This is a genomic window from Emticicia fontis, from assembly GCF_054779675.1.
Window position 1 is genome coordinate 117,309 of record NZ_BAAGXU010000051.1, and the last position, 16,714, is coordinate 134,022.

Annotated in this window: 16 protein-coding genes; 7 read left to right on the top strand and 9 right to left on the bottom strand. The window is 38.2% G+C overall.

What is annotated here, in order from left to right; all coding sequences use genetic code 11:
- Positions 1-20: 20 nt before the first annotated feature.
- Positions 21-524: an MOSC domain-containing protein gene (locus ACYVFA_RS21505; protein ID WP_460473926.1), complete on the top strand. Its 504-nt coding sequence runs from the start codon at positions 21-23 to the stop codon at positions 522-524.
- On the opposite strand, the gene ACYVFA_RS21510 is transcribed toward ACYVFA_RS21505, so the two are convergent.
- The gene (locus ACYVFA_RS21510; protein ID WP_460473927.1) at positions 505-843 is read right to left on the bottom strand and encodes a translation initiation factor; all 339 of its coding nucleotides are present in this window, start codon (positions 841-843) and stop codon (positions 505-507) included. The two genes, ACYVFA_RS21505 and ACYVFA_RS21510, sit on opposite strands and share 20 nt — an antisense overlap.
- Positions 840-1,709 carry a diacylglycerol/lipid kinase family protein gene (locus ACYVFA_RS21515; protein ID WP_460473928.1) on the bottom strand — a complete coding sequence of 290 codons (870 nt, stop codon included), beginning with the start codon at positions 1,707-1,709 and terminating at the stop codon, positions 840-842. The genes ACYVFA_RS21510 and ACYVFA_RS21515 overlap by 4 nt, the downstream gene beginning before the upstream one ends.
- A gap of 111 nt (positions 1,710-1,820) precedes the next feature.
- Here ACYVFA_RS21515 and ACYVFA_RS21520 point away from each other — a divergent pair, with 111 nt between their 5' ends.
- The gene (locus ACYVFA_RS21520) at positions 1,821-2,252 is read left to right on the top strand and encodes a YybH family protein (protein WP_460473929.1); all 432 of its coding nucleotides are present in this window, start codon (positions 1,821-1,823) and stop codon (positions 2,250-2,252) included.
- On the opposite strand, the gene ACYVFA_RS21525 is transcribed toward ACYVFA_RS21520, so the two are convergent.
- Positions 2,253-2,603 (bottom strand): LytR/AlgR family response regulator transcription factor, encoded by a 351-nt coding sequence (locus ACYVFA_RS21525; protein ID WP_460473930.1) that lies wholly within the window; start codon positions 2,601-2,603, stop codon positions 2,253-2,255. It lies immediately after the preceding gene.
- 97 nt (positions 2,604-2,700) lie between these two features.
- A complete protein-coding gene (locus ACYVFA_RS21530) occupies positions 2,701-5,277 on the bottom strand; it encodes a penicillin-binding protein 1A (RefSeq protein ID WP_460473931.1) in 2,577 nt (858 codons plus the stop codon).
- 197 nt (positions 5,278-5,474) lie between these two features.
- Between ACYVFA_RS21530 and ACYVFA_RS21535 the strand changes: the two genes are divergently transcribed.
- The 3 genes from ACYVFA_RS21535 (at position 5,475) to ACYVFA_RS21545 (ending at position 9,029) form a co-directional block, all read left to right on the top strand.
- The gene (locus tag ACYVFA_RS21535; RefSeq protein ID WP_460473932.1) at positions 5,475-5,903 is read left to right on the top strand and encodes a hypothetical protein; all 429 of its coding nucleotides are present in this window, start codon (positions 5,475-5,477) and stop codon (positions 5,901-5,903) included.
- An 832-nt stretch (positions 5,904-6,735) separates the two neighbouring features.
- Positions 6,736-7,650, top strand: coding sequence for an ABC transporter ATP-binding protein (locus ACYVFA_RS21540; RefSeq protein WP_460473933.1), 915 nt, complete (start codon positions 6,736-6,738; stop codon positions 7,648-7,650).
- A 38-nt stretch (positions 7,651-7,688) separates the two neighbouring features.
- Positions 7,689-9,029 carry an ABC transporter permease gene (locus tag ACYVFA_RS21545; protein WP_460473934.1) on the top strand — a complete coding sequence of 447 codons (1,341 nt, stop codon included), beginning with the start codon at positions 7,689-7,691 and terminating at the stop codon, positions 9,027-9,029.
- 48 nt (positions 9,030-9,077) lie between these two features.
- Here ACYVFA_RS21545 and ACYVFA_RS21550 read toward each other — a convergent pair whose 3' ends face one another.
- The gene (locus ACYVFA_RS21550) at positions 9,078-9,704 is read right to left on the bottom strand and encodes a peptidoglycan DD-metalloendopeptidase family protein (protein WP_460473935.1); all 627 of its coding nucleotides are present in this window, start codon (positions 9,702-9,704) and stop codon (positions 9,078-9,080) included.
- A 147-nt stretch (positions 9,705-9,851) separates the two neighbouring features.
- Between ACYVFA_RS21550 and ACYVFA_RS21555 the strand changes: the two genes are divergently transcribed.
- Entirely contained in the window at positions 9,852-11,636 is a 1,785-nt protein-coding gene (locus ACYVFA_RS21555) for an ABC transporter ATP-binding protein (RefSeq protein ID WP_460473936.1), read from the top strand.
- A 129-nt stretch (positions 11,637-11,765) separates the two neighbouring features.
- Here the strand turns inward: ACYVFA_RS21555 and ACYVFA_RS21560 are convergent, their stop codons facing one another.
- The 4 genes from ACYVFA_RS21560 to ACYVFA_RS21575 all read right to left on the bottom strand — a co-directional run bounded on the left by ACYVFA_RS21560 (position 11,766) and on the right by ACYVFA_RS21575 (position 16,133).
- Complete coding sequence (locus ACYVFA_RS21560) at positions 11,766-13,616, bottom strand: M56 family metallopeptidase (protein ID WP_460473937.1); 1,851 nt, start codon at positions 13,614-13,616, stop codon at positions 11,766-11,768.
- Positions 13,616-14,026 carry an energy transducer TonB gene (locus ACYVFA_RS21565; protein WP_460473938.1) on the bottom strand — a complete coding sequence of 137 codons (411 nt, stop codon included), beginning with the start codon at positions 14,024-14,026 and terminating at the stop codon, positions 13,616-13,618. The genes ACYVFA_RS21560 and ACYVFA_RS21565 overlap by 1 nt, the downstream gene beginning before the upstream one ends.
- A gap of 36 nt (positions 14,027-14,062) precedes the next feature.
- Positions 14,063-15,673 carry a M56 family metallopeptidase gene (locus ACYVFA_RS21570; protein WP_460473939.1) on the bottom strand — a complete coding sequence of 537 codons (1,611 nt, stop codon included), beginning with the start codon at positions 15,671-15,673 and terminating at the stop codon, positions 14,063-14,065.
- An 88-nt stretch (positions 15,674-15,761) separates the two neighbouring features.
- The gene (locus ACYVFA_RS21575) at positions 15,762-16,133 is read right to left on the bottom strand and encodes a BlaI/MecI/CopY family transcriptional regulator (protein ID WP_460473940.1); all 372 of its coding nucleotides are present in this window, start codon (positions 16,131-16,133) and stop codon (positions 15,762-15,764) included.
- Positions 16,134-16,336: 203 nt separating this feature from the next.
- On the opposite strand from ACYVFA_RS21575, the gene ACYVFA_RS21580 reads away from it, so the two are divergent.
- Positions 16,337-16,681: a transposase gene (locus tag ACYVFA_RS21580; RefSeq protein WP_460473941.1), complete on the top strand. Its 345-nt coding sequence runs from the start codon at positions 16,337-16,339 to the stop codon at positions 16,679-16,681.
- Positions 16,682-16,714: the final 33 nt, after the last annotated feature.

Genomic DNA, 16,714 nt, shown 5'->3' on the forward strand with positions numbered 1-16,714 from the left:
TGTTCTTTAAAATCAGACATATGGAAATTAAGAAGTTGATGAAAAACTTTGCCTTTAATGGTAAAGTAGAGTGGTTAAGCCTTCGTCCCGGTCCTACATCCAGAGGAATGTTAAAAGTTGTGGATGAAATTGAAGTAACCGAGCAAAAGGGAATAGAAGGCGACCGATATAAAGGTAATTCGCGCAACAGGCAAGTAACACTTATACAAGCAGAACATATAGAAACCGTAGCGAAGATGCTTCATAAAGAAAATATTGACCCTGCTTTGCTTAGGCGTAATATTGTAGTTTCGGGTATTAATCTATTAGCTTTCCACGATTCTACTTTCCAGATTGGAGACGTAGTACTAAAAGGTACAGGCTACTGCCACCCATGTAGCCGAATGGAAGAGAATCTGGGTGAAGGAGGATATAATGCCATGCGAGGGCATGGCGGTATTACTTGCATGGTGATGAAAGGTGGTAAAATAAAAATTGGTGATGAAGTATCGCCAGTTCCAGATTTTAGCCCCCTGCCTTCTTAGCTTTATAGCCTTCTTTCAATAAGAAAGCCAGAATTTTATCACGGTGGTCGCCTTGAAGTAAGATTTCGCCATCTTTGGCCGTGCCTCCACTGCCACATAGGTTCTGGAGTTTCTTTCTGAGAGTCTGTAAATCTTCGTCTTTAGCTATCACCCCTTCTACCCTGCTCACTATCTTGTTTCCGCCTTTTCTATCCAACCATATTTTCAGGTTTTGTTGTTGAGGTGCCAGGGTTTCAACTTCTTCTTCTTCGCCAAAATTAAATTCAAAATCAGGGTTGGTTGAGTATACCACTCCCTCACGGTGTTTCTTATTTTTCATATCATTACTTGCAGGCTTTTTTCACGAATACCTATCGTCAACTCATCTGTATCTAATCTTAGTGGTTCTCCGTCATAATGAATCAACAGATTTTCCTGTCCTTTTATTTTAAACTTAGCCCCCCGATAAGCTTCTGCATAGGCAGATTCATGAATCGTTTTATTGAACAATTTGGTCACAATCCCCGGCACTTCCCAAAGCGGTAGTGGGTTCAACAAAGTACAGTCAATAAAACCATCATCTATCTGAGCAATGGGTGCAATATAGGCATTATTCCCAAACTGGCGGGCATTGCCAAAAGTAATGCTGAATACTTTATACTCATTCCCGCCAAAATTGCATGGCAAAGGTTGGTAAGACCAGAACTCCTGAAAACCTGTTCTTACATAGTTGAGCATTCCACGGCCCTTTAGCCTTGAAAAAACTTCAGCACAATGCGCATCAAAACCTATTCCTGCCGTACAAAAAAATGGAATGTCATTCACATAACAAGTATCAATTGGTTTGACAGTTGCCTTATTCAATTGCTCAATCACCTTATCGGGTTTCATCGAAATACCCAACTCTCTTGCTAATCCGTTGCCTGAGCCCAGAGGCATAATACCCAAAGCAGTTTTACTACCAATCAAGGCCTTGGCTGTTTCGTTCACGGTACCATCGCCACCCATTGCTACAATATAAGGCACTTGTTTTTCAGAAGCTTCATGCGCCAGTTCAGTGGCGTGTCCGGCAGCTTTGGTTGGAATAATTTTCGCCTGATATTTTTTCTTATCTAATTGATTTTCAATCAGACTGATAATTGCCTGATGGTTTTTCTTTCTGCCTGAAAAAGGATTAACTACAAACCAGATTTCTTGCTTGCTCACAAATATGGGAATAAATTTATACTTTCGTACAAAGATAGTAACGAGGGCAAGAAATTGTCCTTTGAACGATTAAAACTCACTAAAACTTTATTAAGCAGCTAAACTATTCTTATGAAAGCAGTCATCACAGCAATCTTCTGTTTTGTATTTTCAATACAAATCCACGCCCAAAGCTCAAAAGATGCACAAGAGGTCTTAAAAGTATTAAATCGCCAGAATGAAAACTGGAATAAAGGAGATATCAAGGCCTTTATGAAAGATTACTGGAAATCTGACTCGCTGATGTTTATTGGCAAAAATGGCGTAATCTATGGATGGAAAGCCACTTTAGAACGTTACCTGAAAACTTACCCAGATCTTCCTACTATGGGTAAGCTTAAATTCGACATTCAGAAAACAGATTTTCATTCGCCTACCACGTGCTGGGTATTAGGGAAATTTCACTTAACTCGTCCGGAAAAAGGTGATGCTAGTGGATTCTTTACGCTTGTATTAAAAAAGATTGATGGTAAGTGGCTCATCGTTTCCGACCATACAAGCTAATCAGCTTGCTTTTCTGTATTTAGACATGGTATCTAAAAATACTTCTTTTCTACGACGCGAAAGACTTAGCTGGTGTTCGTCCTGTACCTTTACCATTAATCCCTCATGAATCTGATATCCTGTTACAAATTTCAGATTGACCATGTATGATTTATGTGTACGGAAGAAATTATAGTTGATGAATCGTTTCTCCAATTCTTTCAGGGTTTTTGAAACAATGAATCTTTCGCCATCCTGCAAAAAGATTTCTGTGTAGTTTACATCAGCTTTCAGAAAAAGCACCTCAGCGGGATTTACTTTCTTTTTACCGGCTAATTTAATTGGGTCGGATTTATATAGTTTTGTTTCCATTTGAATGGGAGTTTACGTTGTTCAAAAGCATTGACTCCCATTCACGGATAATAGTTGTAATGATTAAATATTTTTTATGAAAATATTTACAGCCATTCTATCGGTTATTTTTTGTAGTATCCCTATTCGGTTCTCTCTGAGGGAAGGTTATTATTTCTTGCTGAATAGTATTAGACGTATCTAAGCCCACAGAGGTTGAGTCCGAAACATTAATTCCTCCAATATCTCCTCCACATCCCTGATAGCTTTTCTTGATAGGTACTCCGGGCTTAGGGAACGGTCCTGCTTTATAACCCAAATTTTTATCAGTATAGACACTTTGCATAAACTTACCGAAAATCGGTAGAGCCGAGCGCGATCCTTCTCCCATACGTGTACGGAAGTGTATACTGCGGTCGTCGCCGCCTACCCAAACCCCACAAACTAAGTCTTTGGTGAAGCCCATATACCAGGCATCCGAATAATTGGAGGTAGTTCCGGTTTTGCCTCCGGCTTGTCCACCATTGCTAAATAAAGCACTGGCATATTCCCACAAACCTTGAGAGGTTCCACCTGGTTCTTCTACTCCACCCCTCAACATATATTGCATCAAAAATCCTGATTCAGGGCTAATGGCTTGACGCTTTTTGATTTCAGCCTCATAAATTACTTTCCCTTGTGCATCTTCAATTTTTGATATCAGAATAGGTTCAACATGCTCCCCTCCGTTGGCAAACACTGCATAAGCGCCAATCAATTCATACAGAGATACATCAGATGAACCTAAACCTATAGACAAAACTGGGTCAAGGGTATTAGTGATTCCTAATTTTTTGGCATATGCTACTGTTGTAGCAGGTCCTACCTCATCCGAAAGTTGTGCAGCTACTGAATTGATAGAACGCGCCATAGCACGGCGCAAAGTCATGCTGGCATAAGTAAATACTCCATCAGCATTTTTTGGTGCCCATACTTTTGCCTCTCCCTTTTCTATCCATTCTTTTTTGAATGGTTCATCTGTACGTCTATCACAAGGTGAGAGATTCAATGGCCCGTCAATCGCTGCGGCATATAAAATCGGTTTGAAAGTCGAACCTGGTTGACGACGACCCTGACGCACGTGGTCATATTTAAAATACTCGTGGTCTATTCCGCCTACCCATGCTTTAATGTATCCTGTATTAGGATCCATCGCCATCATACCCGTTTGTAGCAATTTCTTATAATGAATAATCGAATCAATCGGGCTCATTAAAATATCTTGTGCTGAGGCACCATCTTTCCCCCACACAAATACCTTGGTCATTTTCTTTTTCTCATACATATAATAATGTACCGAGTCGGGATTATTCTTAAATTTCTGAACAAGTTTTTTATAAATAGGGGTGCGCTTGGCCACTGTATCAATATATCCCAGAATCTCTTGTCCGCTTTCATAAATCCAGGGATTTCTACCTTTCCATTCCTGATCGAAAATCTTTTGCAGACGTCGCATATGGCTCGAAACCGCATTATCTGCATAATCCTGCATTTTCGAATCAATAGTCGTATAGATTTTCAAACCATCTTTGTAGAGATTTAAATCTATCTTGTTACTATCTGCCCAGGTTTCTATAAATTTCGCCAAAGTCGTTTTGAAATAAGTACCCCTATTATCTTCGTCAACTTCGGTATTCACATCAAGTTTTATTTCTGTCTGGCTTAAGGCGTCAGCCTGTTGCGGGGTAAGATCACCGTTTTTAGCCATCAACTGTAAAACCGTATTCCTGCGTTTAAGCGCATTTTTAGGATTTCTGATAGGGTTATATAAGGTTGTCCCTTTCTGTAAGCCCACCAAAACAGCCGCCTCTTCAGGAGCCAGCTTATCTGGTTCTTTGCTAAAATAGGTCAAAGAAGCAGTTCTGATACCATAGGCATTATTACCATAGTCGACCGTATTCAGATACATTGTCAGAATTTCTCCTTTCGTGAAGCGTTGTTCTAAACGGATAGCCGTAAGCCATTCTTTTGTTTTATAGACAATTGTACTAATTACCGGAACACGGTATAATAAGCCTCTCATTTCACTACGACGGGTACTATACAGGTTTTTAGCCAACTGTTGCGTAACTGTACTACCCCCTCCACGTTCACCCCCGGAAAAGATTCCGACTAATACTCCACCCATTGACTTTAAGTCTATCCCCGAATGCTCAAAAAAACGTTTATCTTCTGTAGAAATTAATGCTTTAAATAACCAGGGCGACATCTGAGCACTATCAATCGTCTGGCGATTTTCGGTAAAAAACTTACCTAACTCAATCCCATCGTTTGAATAGATTGTAGACGATTGCGCAATTTTAGGATTGGTCAGCTGCTCGATACTTGGCATACCACCGCAGAGCCATAGAAAATTGGTTTCTATACAGAACCAATAAAAGAAAATAAAGATAAAAATCCTTACGGCTGTTCTATAGATGCCTCTGATAAAAGGGAAGTATGGGCCTTCCGTATCGAACCTTGCTCGGAAAGCGCCAGTTATTTTATCTATAACTTTATAGAAAGAGATAAATACGAGTTCTACCCTTTTTTTTCCGAATATCTTAGTCAGGAGTATATAGATATGGTCAAAAAACCACCCCCATGCGTCGCTTATCTTTGTAGTAGCGTTTGTAAAAAATTGCTTGATAGAACCTATTAGATTATTTTCTTCCATATTTAAAGATTTCGACGAAAACCCAACAAATAACTCGATTCTACACCAAATAATCAAAAAACTTGAAAGGTTTTTTAGCCAATTTCCCATTTACTAAAAAACTCCCCCCAATTTTAAACAAAACCCCACTAAATCGCTTTTAATAGTATATTCAAAGCAAAACTTAGATTTACGATCCCAAAACTCAATTATCAGTCATGAATTTAATACCTGCAGACAAACCTTTAGAAAAAGAGATACTTCCTCTATTTACTAAAACCATCCCTTTTCAATTACCTGTTGAGTGGAAAGAGTTCATTGTTAAAGTAACGCCATTGATTATGGTTTTGCTTGTGCCATTATTTATTTTTGTCATTGGCCTCTCTCCATTTGCCAGCCTTTTCACAGCCTTTTTCGACAATATTTTATGGTCTATCAGTATATTATTGAGCGCCTTAGGTTTATTCTGTAGTCTACTTTCTATTAAAGGGCTATTTGATCGTAAGCGAGAGGGCTGGGTATGGTCTTATTATGCTTTTCTTCTATTTATCTTAAGCGATTTAGTTCACTTAGAGTTCTTCGATGCCCTTATTACTTTTCTCATATCTGGCTATTTCCTTTTTCAGATAAGAGAATATTATAAGTAATAGCTTATGTGAACAATTTAGATTAATATACTTTGGGAGCCAACAGCTCCCGTTTTTTCAGCATTTCAGTAAGCTATTTAGTTTTTATCGTATTTTAGATAACTTAAGCAAATAAGGAATTAAAATAGATGTCGAGTAAAAAAAGTGGTGAGAAGTTATGCAACAGCATCGGCGACCCGGTTATCTTTATCTCTTTGTACTATTACGTTTGCGAACGCTATAATAGCAGATTATGTTACCAAGTCCAAATTCTAGGGCTTTCAAGGATGAAGAAATCATAGCGATCTATTTTTTTGTGTGGCATTCCATAAAAAGTATAAGATTAAGTCTATGCATTAGTACATTTTAGCACATTAGAAAAATTAATTTCCAAAGTTACCAAACTATGAAACATTTGTAAGCTGCTTTAACCATTTTTCTACCATTTTTCCAAGTTTAATGAGTTGCTTAATTGAAGATTTAGATAAAAATGAGGCTACTCTTCCAATAGTTCTAACTGATTCAATGTCCATTATTACCTGCTCAGATTGTTTTCAACCGTAGTTTCATCTATCAGCCAACCCGTTGAATCTTTCTTTAACTGGTTACAACTACTAGCCAATATTCAAATGGCTTTCAAAGTCGATCAAGCAATGGACTTATTATGGAAAAATAGCTACTGCTCTTTGCATTTGGATGAACTTTTAATCCCTTATTCGCATATACGATCAATAGGTTCAGGAAATTTTAATTTTTAACGCCATTCATGAAAGAATAAATCCTTTTATATAGATTTCTTTATTACTTTTGATAAGACCTTTAACTTTGAGCCACTAAACCAACTAAAACTACCGTGAATAATATTCTCGAAGTACACAATGTTGTGAAACGCTATGCTAACCATACGGCTCTCAACGATGTAAGCATCAATGTTCCAAAAGGCGTAATCTTTGGTCTGCTGGGGCCAAATGGCGCAGGAAAAACCTCCCTCATTCGTATCATTAATCAGATTACCGGCCCCGACGAAGGCTATGTATTATTTGACGGGCAAAAGCTTCAACCCGAACATATCAAAGAAATCGGTTATTTGCCGGAAGAGCGTGGACTTTATAAAAAAATGAAAGTCGGTGAGCAATTGTTATATCTGGCACAATTGAAAGGCTTGTCAGAAAAACAAGCAATGGAAAAACTCAAAGAGTGGTTTATCAAATTTGATATTAAAACATGGTGGACAAAGAACGTGGAAGACCTGTCAAAAGGTATGCAGCAGAAAATCCAGTTCGTAGCTACTGTTTTACACGAACCACAATTGATTATTCTGGATGAACCTTTCTCAGGTTTTGATCCCATCAATGCCAACCTGATTAAAGACGAGATATTGGAATTGAAGAAAAAAGGCACAACCATCATTTTCTCAACCCATCGTATGGAATCTGTAGAGGAATTATGTGACAACGTGGCCTTAATTAATAAATCGCATAAGGTATTAGACGGCCCTAAGAAACAAATCAAAGAACAGTTTAAAACACATACATACAGTGTAGAATATCTGGGTGATTTAAGTGGTAAATTTGAAGATTTCGAAGTGATTAACACCACTATAGTTGAAGACAACTATAAGAAATCGAACATTAAACTGAAACCTGAGATTCCTGTCAATAGTCTAGTCAGACAATTAATTGATAAGGTAGAGATACGTACTTTTGGAGAGAATATTCCGAGTATGAATGATATTTTCATTTCGGCAGTCAATGAGATACCTCAATAAGATATTGATTTTCATTCTTCAAACAAGCTTACATTATCATGAAAAACATATTCCTCGTTTTAAAAAGAGAATACCTCACCAGAGTGCGCAAAAAGTCGTTTATTGTGATGACAATCCTCGGCCCACTCTTAATTGGTGCATTTTACGGCTTCATCGGCTGGACAGCCATGTCATCTATCAGCCTTAAGAAAGTAGAGGTGATAGACCAAAGCAATTTATTCAAAGATAAGTTTAAAAATACAGAAGAACTGGCGTATAGCTACTCTTCAGAAACCCTTGAAACTGCCAAGAAAGACTTCGCCAAAAGCGACTATGATGCATTGGTTTTCATCCCGAAAGACATTATGGAAAACCCGAAAGGCGTAAAGATTTTCTCGGAGAAAAGCCTTTCGATTGAGTTACAAAGTGGAATTGAAAAAACCATTGAAAACGAGATTGAGACCATCAAGCTTACAGAGGCTGGTATTACGCCAAAAGTATTGGAAGATGCTAAAATGAATGTTAATAGCGAGACCATCAGCCTAAGCGAAGAGGGTGAGAAAAGTAATAGCTCGGTAGCTGCTACGGTTATAGGCTATATCTGTGCTTTCCTGGTCTATATCACTGTATTTATTTTCGGTGTACAGGTGATGAGAAGTGTAATGGAAGAAAAAACGAGCCGTATTGTAGAAGTAATTATCTCATCTATCAAGCCTTTTGAATTGATGATGGGTAAAATAATTGGCGTGGCTTTAGTGGGTTTAACCCAGTTTACACTATGGATTGTCTTGTCTATAGCTATCACAACCGCAGCTACATCTCTATTTGGTGAAAAGTTTGCAGGGTCTCCACAACAAAGGTTAGAGCAAGTGCAGAAAAATATGCCGCAGGCTCAGGAAATAGAAAAACAGGTCAAGAAAGATCCGTCTAAGGGAGTGGGTATGTATGGCAAAGCCATGAAAGCCGTGCAGACTTTACCTTGGGTAACAATCCTGGTTTGTTTTATTTTCTATTTCTTAGGTGGATACCTGCTCTATAGTGCCTTATTCGGTGCAGTAGGCTCAGCCGTGGATAGTGAAACAGATGTACAACAATTCATGCTTCCTATTACGCTTCCCATTATTTTCTCGATTGCTATAGCCCAGTTTGTGATTCGTGAACCTGATGGCACCCTAGCCTTCTGGACATCCATGATTCCTTTTACCTCACCTATCATTATGATGGTACGGATTCCATTCGGTGTACCAGCTTGGCAGATTATTTTGTCAATGACCATCCTTACCGGAGGTTTTATCGGCACTACCTGGTTAGCTGCCCGCATCTACCGTGTAGGTATCCTGATGTTCGGCAAAAAACCGACCTTCAAAGAAATTGGTAAATGGATATTTTATAAAGGGTAAAACAAAAGAATGTGGCGCGAACCGGAAGTTTGTGCCACATTCTTTTGTTTACAACCCTAACAAAAAATCAGGATTCAAACAAATCTTCTGAAACTTCTCACTGTCGGCTTCAGCACAAACACCCGGAAAATCTCCTTGCATACCCAGCATATCAGTCATGACCTGAAAATGCAAATGCGGTGGCCAATCACCATTCACTGGATAATTGCCGATTTCCGCTATTTTCTCACCTGCTTGAATAGGTTTTCCCTCATACAACACGTTTAATGATTCTAAAGATAGATGGCCGTAAAGTGTGTAAAGGGGCTTATCCTCATAAATATGTTCCAGAATAATTGTCGGGCCATAATCACCGAAATGATTATTATGTCGGAAACTATGCACTTTCCCGTCAAGTGGTGCATAGACAGAAGTGCCCGCCTCTGCCCACAAATCAACACCTAAATGAATATTTCTTTGCACTTCGTTGGCACTAGAAAAATGTTCACTTCTCCGATAAATCACCCGATTCTCCATATAGCCTCCTACTCCCATCTTCACCCCTGCCGAATAGATTTTATCGAATACATATTTTGAAAATTTAGTAGTATCTACCAAATCCACCTCTCCTAATTCAGTATTATTAGCTGTAAAATCAAGCAGGATATATTTATCAATATCAATGACTTTGTGCATAGTTATCGGGCAACTTTAATTCATATACAATGATAATCATTAAATCATGATGCTGCGCGTGTTATTGGCAGTTTACACAATTATAACAGTCTTTTCAGGAAAATCTGCTAAAAAATATCGTCCTTTGCAATAGTTTTGTCATAACCTATGAATAATCCATACGTAAACCTCCTCCGCACTGCCTGGAAATATGCCCGTCAGGAAAAGAGCAGATATGTTTTTATATACAGCCTTTTCGTCATGGCTAATGTGGTAGCTGCGCTTAATCCGCTTTTATATGGCTGGTTTGTGGATAGTATTCAGCGGGATAGTTCCAAAATATGGGATAGTACACTACTTTACGGAGGCTTATTCTTATTATTAAAACTATTGGAATGGAGTTTTCATGGCCCTGCCCGTGTCATGGAAAGACACTTAGCCTTTAACCTGAGCAGAAACTTTCTCGATGAACTCTACCATCAGACGCTCCATTTGCCCATCCGCTGGCATCAGGATAATCATAGTGGGTCTACGATTAACCGTATCCGCAAGGCTTATGAAGCGCTGAAACATTTCTTTCAGGATGGTTTCATGTTTTTGCACGCCATATTCAAATTTGTGTTTTCGTTTGGGGCGATGCTTTATTTTTCACCTTTATTCGGTGGCATTGGTATCTTGATGGGGCTTTTTACTATCTGGGTTATATTCAAGTTCGACAAGCCATTCATTAAAGCCCTAGACGAAACCAACGAAAAAGAGCACTTGGTATCCTCTACCCTTTTTGATAGTTTATCCAATATCATTACCGTAATCACTCTACGTCTGGAAAAAAGAATGGAGTCTAGCCTGATGCAGAAGGTCAAGGAAGTGCTACCTCCATTTCGCAAAAATGTGCGGTTAAATGAGTGGAAATGGTTTGTAGCGGATACATTAGTAACACTCATCTACTGCGTAATTGCGATAGGCTATGTGTACCAGCACTGGACGCCAGGCCAGCCTTTTTATATAGGTGGTTTGGTTACACTTCTGGGTTATGTCATTCAGTTTACTAGTGTGTTTCATGATGTGGCCTGGCAATATACCAACATTGTGCAATATAACACTGATGTGCAAACAGCCAGAAGTATCGGAGAATCCTATCAGGAACACCATCGCCCGGATACTGTGCAGGACTTGCCGGAAAACTGGAAAAAGATTTCTATTTCAGGACTTAACTTCTCGCACAACGCCACCTATGAAGAAACCAAAACTGCGCATAGCCTACATAACCTGAATATCCAGATAGAAAAGGGCAAAAAGATTGCCTTTATCGGTGAAAGTGGTAGTGGCAAAAGCACCTTGTTAGCCCTTCTAAGGGGCTTGTATGATACCGAGCCTAATGTGAAGGTCTCTATAGATGGTGAGAATTATGATTCATTGGATATTATCTCTGAAACCATCACGCTCTTCCCGCAAGAGCCTGAAATATTTGAGAATACCATTGCCTATAATATCACATTAGGCCTACCTTTTGAAGAAAACGACATCATGAATGTGAGTGAAACAGCACATTTCAAAGAGGTTATTCAACACTTACCCAAAGGTCTGGAATCGAATATTCAGGAGAAAGGAGTTAATCTATCCGGTGGACAAAAACAGCGTCTGGCATTGGCTAGAGGCGTTCTGGCAGCGCGCTTAAGCGAAATCGTCTTGCTAGACGAGCCAACTAGTAGCGTAGACCCTAAAACAGAAGTACAGATTTATAACAAGCTCTTCAGGGAGTTTAAGGATAAGGCAGTGTTATCTTCACTACATCGCCTTCACCTGCTCACCAAATTTGACTACGTATATATCTTACAGAATGGCCGTATCATTGATGAAGGTACCTTCAAGCACCTGAAAGAAAATAGCGCGGTGTTTCAGGAATTATGGAAACATCAGGAGCATTTGCATCCATCCAATATAGTATCTTAATGAAAGCATTTCATCCAAACTGGGAATTGAAAACTATTTCAAACTCATAGCTTGATTAAAACATTAACGAAGACAAAGTAAACAAATCATGTTTACCTGTCTTCGCCAAATACAAAACCTAAAAACAAACTATTTCTTTGTATCTTTAAATGCAAGCTTTTTATTAATAATAATTACTCCTCCTTTACCTTTTTCTCCATAGCTTTTAGCAGCTTCTTGCCCTTTCAATACATGAATTGAGTCAATATCGTTAGGGTTCAGCAGGCTTAGGCCTTCTCTTTTTATTTCTTTTCCGTCAACAATAAACAAGGGTTCATTAACATCAGTAATCCCTCTTATCCTGAATCTCGCATCACTTGTTGGTATCTTGAACACATTAACACTTTTATCATCTCCTACCAGCACATCAACACCCTTATCATCTGGCATCTCGAATTTGATAGGTATGGTAAACATGACATTTACAGGCTCACCATTTTGCTTCCCTGGTTTCCAGCGAGGCATTTGTGAAATCACCCTTACGGTTTCTTCATCGCAGCCATAGCCAATTCCTTTCAGAACTTTTATATCACTGATAGAACCATCTTTTCTCACAAAGAATTTAACAAATACTTTTCCTGATATATTATTCTTTTCTGCTTCTAATGGGTATCTCAGGTTACTACTAATAAAAGCAAATAATTCTTTCATTCCACCCGGATACTCAGGGTTCTCATCAACAGATTCAAAAATCAATTCATCATTTCCCCAGGCACTTCTTTTCTCGGCCATTACTTTAACCTCTCCCAACGCTATATGTTCAGGTGATTTTGTTTCAAGCGACACATCCATTACAGTCTTCTCATATACTGGCACAACAATAGTTTTAAACCCTTTGAAACTAAAGCGTAATCTATCACTATCCGAAACACTCATTTTAAAATCACCTTTAGCATCAGTAGTAGTACCTTTATCTTTATTCAGTAGCTCAACAATCACTCCGGCTAAGGGTCTTCCATCTTCTGCCGAGGTTACTTTGCCTGTAATCGTTTTATCTTGTGTTTTATCTACTAATATCCTTTTTCTATCTATCACACCCACAGGCTCTTCAAACTCTACTCTACTCTCCGTCAGATCCGAGAGTTTTCCTTCTACCATACCCAATACTTTATTCTTAGCAATTGTAGCCGATGAAAATACTAGCATCAGAATAAATAAAGGGACAGATAAACCGTATTTCAACAGCATAATATTACGGGAGCGGGGTTTACTAAGCATCTGAATACGGCGTTTAAGGGTTGAATGTGTAAAGAACCTATTGGTTAATTGGTCGGGTTGCAGCCCAAATTCTTGTGAGAATAGTAGCATGGCATAATCTGCCTTTGAGTTTTCTTTTTGTGCCGCAATATCATCGGCTATAAACTCATGGATATGCTTAATGTCTTTTTTATATTGATACACCACCGGATTGAACCAGTTTAGAATCGCAATTACCTCAAAAATCATGACATCCGCCGAGTGCAATTGTTGCATATGTACGTGCTCGTGAGCCAGAATCGTATCCCGTTTTTTGAGTGTTTCATCTACAAAGCTGTATCCGAAGAAAGAAAAAGCGGTAAATTTCTCAAAATCCTTGTTCTTCAATACTACTATCAGTTGCAGCAAGGTAATAGACAGACGAATGCTGAAAATACTGATACCTATGATATATAGCCCTTCTAAAATATCTGCCCAGGTAAAGCTAACTCCTTTTGTCGGTCGGATCAGAATCATAGAGGGGTCATACAGTGTATAAAACACCTCATTGATTTCTTTGGTAATAAACCACGATTGCACCTGCTCGGAATACCATAAAGGAATACCGAACGAAAGCAAGGCTGATGCGACTAAATATGCCCGATTCAACTGATGAAAAGTTTCACCGAAAAGTACGAGCCGATAAAAAGAGTAAAAGAGTATTAAGTACAGATTTACCTGAACGAGATAAAATAAAAAGTCCATTATTTTGAGTTTTTCCTTTCTAATGCGAACATGATTGGTAATACCATCGACGTCCGCACCAGTTCATTGTCCCTTTTGCCTGGCACCCATTTAGGCATGGCTTTCACAACGCGAGTCACCTCTTCGTCACAACCATATCCTAAGCCCTGCATAATAGACGTATCGCTAATACTTCCGTCTTCTTCAATAATTAATTTAATTAATACTTTCCCTTGAATCTTCTTATCACGTGCTTGTTTAGGATATTTCAGGTTTTTACCAATGAAATCTAACATAGCAGGCATTCCCCCCGGAAATTCGGGGGTTTGGTCTACCTGCTCAAATAATTGTTTACTTTTATCTGCTTTTTGAGCAAAAGCAATAGTCACAGAAAACACAGTCATTGTCAGAATACAAAATAGCTTTTTCATAATTTTTTGTTAAAGATTTGAGTAATTTGTTGAACATTAATAATTATCATTCACGATGATAGCTCCGTCTTTGCCTTTTTTACCATATTTCTTAGTGGCTTCTTTAGGCGATAATAGCTCAACTTTTGCGTCTTCCACTACTATCGAATAGGCACTACCTTTAATGTAATTTAATTCTTCCCGGTTATGAATAATCAGCATTTGCTTTTTGCTCATCCAGAGGTCTACCCCAAATTCTGCCTGCTCACCATATCTATCAATAAGAGTCTGATTTTCTCCTATGAATTTCAGATAGGTGCTCTCATTTTCATCAAGGTTTTTATTGCTTTTCAAGAGAGCAGTGTAATCTTCCCAATAGAGTTTTCTGGCTCGACTTATAATCTGGTCGTCAATCACTATTACCCCCCTGAAAGCGGGGTCTATATTACTCTGATTGGCAACAATACCATACGACTTACCTAAGGTTATTCTCAGAAAAACCCTTGATTCAACAGGTTTCTTTCTTCTTTCGGCAGGTGTCCAATAGGGCATATTATAAAGCAAATTAGCCACTCTGCTATTATAATCAGGGCGTAATCCCTTATCAATCGACCATTCAGATAATATTCCTTCTTTGTCTACAACAAATGAAGCATATATATCGCCTTCTACTCTTTTGCCTTCCGGGTATCGGAAGTTTTTGGCAAAATATGATTCAAAAGCTCTTATTCCACCTTTAAACTCTGCTGGCAACAAGGTATTATCTTTTATCCTTCTTACATCCTGCGCCACTACAAAGTAGCCCATGCAAACAACTAACGGTAATATAAATATGTATTTGCTGATTACCCAAAGTGGTGTACGGGTCTTCATCATCATCTGAATCCTTTCTTTCAGCAATGAATCCTTAAAGAAATCGTTGCCTAAAGGAGTGGCATTCATTCTGAAATTATACGCAAACAAAAACTCTGCATACGGCACTTTTTGGTCTCCTTCCACAATGCTATCGGCAATAAATTCATGCAGACGTGTCAAGGCTGTTTTGTAGGATATTAGTAGCGGATTAAACCAACAGAATATATGTGTAAGTTCAATAAAAAATATATCCCAACTATGCCCCTGACTGATATGCACCTCTTCATGGTCGGTAATAATATTTCGGTTATAAAATATATCCTCTTTATTCAAAATCAGGAAATTGAAAAAAGAATACGATGAAAAAGCCTTGTTTGTCCGCAACAACCAATATTCGCGCCCACTACGTGTTTCTGACATATCTATCGGCTCACTATCGCGTAATAGAAAATAGATTTTTACCAGCGCGATGATAAATCGCAGGCTAAAAACCACCACTCCAGCCAGATAAATAGCAGAGACAATATCTATCCAGTTAAAGACATACTCATAGTTCTCACTAAAAACTGGTTGATAAACCACCTCTTTAATTGATTCGGCTGGCAATTCATTCAATGTCACAGGAAGCTTCTGCGAGAAAGTATAGTTATGCCGGATTTTCATCAAAGGCATCAGAAAAGATACTACCACAGATAGCAAAAGATACAAACGATTCGTTTGAAAAAAGGTATTTTTACGTAAAAACACCCAGTAAAAAGCATAGAAAGTAACCAGAATGAGATTCACTTTCAGAAGGTAGATTAGTACACTCATAATATCACAGTCGTTAAAATTTTTCGTGAATAGTACTTAATTAAACTTACCTGTAATAGTTAATTTATACCTACATAATAGACACAAATTATTGCTTTTTCATTTTTTCGATGAGCTTCAATATCTCATCTGCTTCCTGTACATCAATTTTCTTTTCTCTGACAAAGAATGAAAACATTTCTTCAACCGAATTTTCAAAATACCCTTCCATTAATTTTCCTGTTGCAAAAGATTTGTATTCTTCTTTACTTACCATCGAGAAGTATTCGTGAGTTTTGCCATAGGCTTTATGACCAATAAAACCTTTCTGCTCTAAAATGCGTACAATAGTTGAAACAGTATTATAGGCTGGGCGTGGCTCAGGAAACTCTTCTAGTATATCTTTTACAAAGGCGGGTTCACGAGTCCATAATATTTGCATTACTTCCTCTTCCGCACGGGTCAATTCTCTGAGTTCCATTGTTTTTCCGATTAAATGAATTTATATAAGGCCTTAGTACGAAACAAATGTATAACTAAATTTTTAGTTTCAAAACTATCTGCATAGTTTTTTTTAGGTTTTTAAAAATTATTTATCGCATCGGCATTACTACCTCTGATAATGAATAGGTCATTTGCTAATTGTGTCTAGTCCTGAAATAGCGTTACAATAAAAGTAATGTTATGAAAGAAACAATTGAAAACCATTACGTTAAGCGTACACAGAAAGATTACAGCTATGCTTTTAAATTAGCCGTAGTTCAAGAGGTTGAAAACGGAGAATTGGGAATAAAAGCCGCCGCCCGAAAATATGGTAACTTTGATTGGATAAATAAATCGACTCAAAAGATGCCAAAATCGAAAGACCAGAAACTGTTAGAATTAGAGCAGAGGGTACTTTTGTTGGAAAAGCAAAAGAAAGAACTGGAAAAGAAAGTTGAACAAGCGGATAAGAAAGCTATATTCTTCGATATGATGATAGATATCGCTGAGAAAGAATTCAAAATTCCTATCCGAAAAAAGTATTAACCCAATCAATCAATCGCTACAAAACTGAACAAA

Coding starts and splice junctions, on each gene's coding strand:
- ACYVFA_RS21555 (WP_460473936.1), top strand. CDS start 9,852: ATGAATAATCCATACGTAAACCTCCTCCGCACTGCCTGGAAATATGCC.
- ACYVFA_RS21545 (WP_460473934.1), top strand. CDS start 7,689: ATGAAAAACATATTCCTCGTTTTAAAAAGAGAATACCTCACCAGAGTG.
- ACYVFA_RS21580 (WP_460473941.1), top strand. CDS start 16,337: ATGAAAGAAACAATTGAAAACCATTACGTTAAGCGTACACAGAAAGAT.
- ACYVFA_RS21550 (WP_460473935.1), bottom strand. CDS start 9,704: ATGCACAAAGTCATTGATATTGATAAATATATCCTGCTTGATTTTACA.
- ACYVFA_RS21575 (WP_460473940.1), bottom strand. CDS start 16,133: ATGGAACTCAGAGAATTGACCCGTGCGGAAGAGGAAGTAATGCAAATA.
- ACYVFA_RS21570 (WP_460473939.1), bottom strand. CDS start 15,673: ATGAGTGTACTAATCTACCTTCTGAAAGTGAATCTCATTCTGGTTACT.
- ACYVFA_RS21535 (WP_460473932.1), top strand. CDS start 5,475: ATGAATTTAATACCTGCAGACAAACCTTTAGAAAAAGAGATACTTCCT.
- ACYVFA_RS21520 (WP_460473929.1), top strand. CDS start 1,821: ATGAAAGCAGTCATCACAGCAATCTTCTGTTTTGTATTTTCAATACAA.
- ACYVFA_RS21565 (WP_460473938.1), bottom strand. CDS start 14,026: ATGAAAAAGCTATTTTGTATTCTGACAATGACTGTGTTTTCTGTGACT.
- ACYVFA_RS21510 (WP_460473927.1), bottom strand. CDS start 843: ATGAAAAATAAGAAACACCGTGAGGGAGTGGTATACTCAACCAACCCT.
- ACYVFA_RS21505 (WP_460473926.1), top strand. CDS start 21: ATGGAAATTAAGAAGTTGATGAAAAACTTTGCCTTTAATGGTAAAGTA.
- ACYVFA_RS21560 (WP_460473937.1), bottom strand. CDS start 13,616: ATGGACTTTTTATTTTATCTCGTTCAGGTAAATCTGTACTTAATACTC.
- ACYVFA_RS21530 (WP_460473931.1), bottom strand. CDS start 5,277: ATGGAAGAAAATAATCTAATAGGTTCTATCAAGCAATTTTTTACAAAC.
- ACYVFA_RS21525 (WP_460473930.1), bottom strand. CDS start 2,603: ATGGAAACAAAACTATATAAATCCGACCCAATTAAATTAGCCGGTAAA.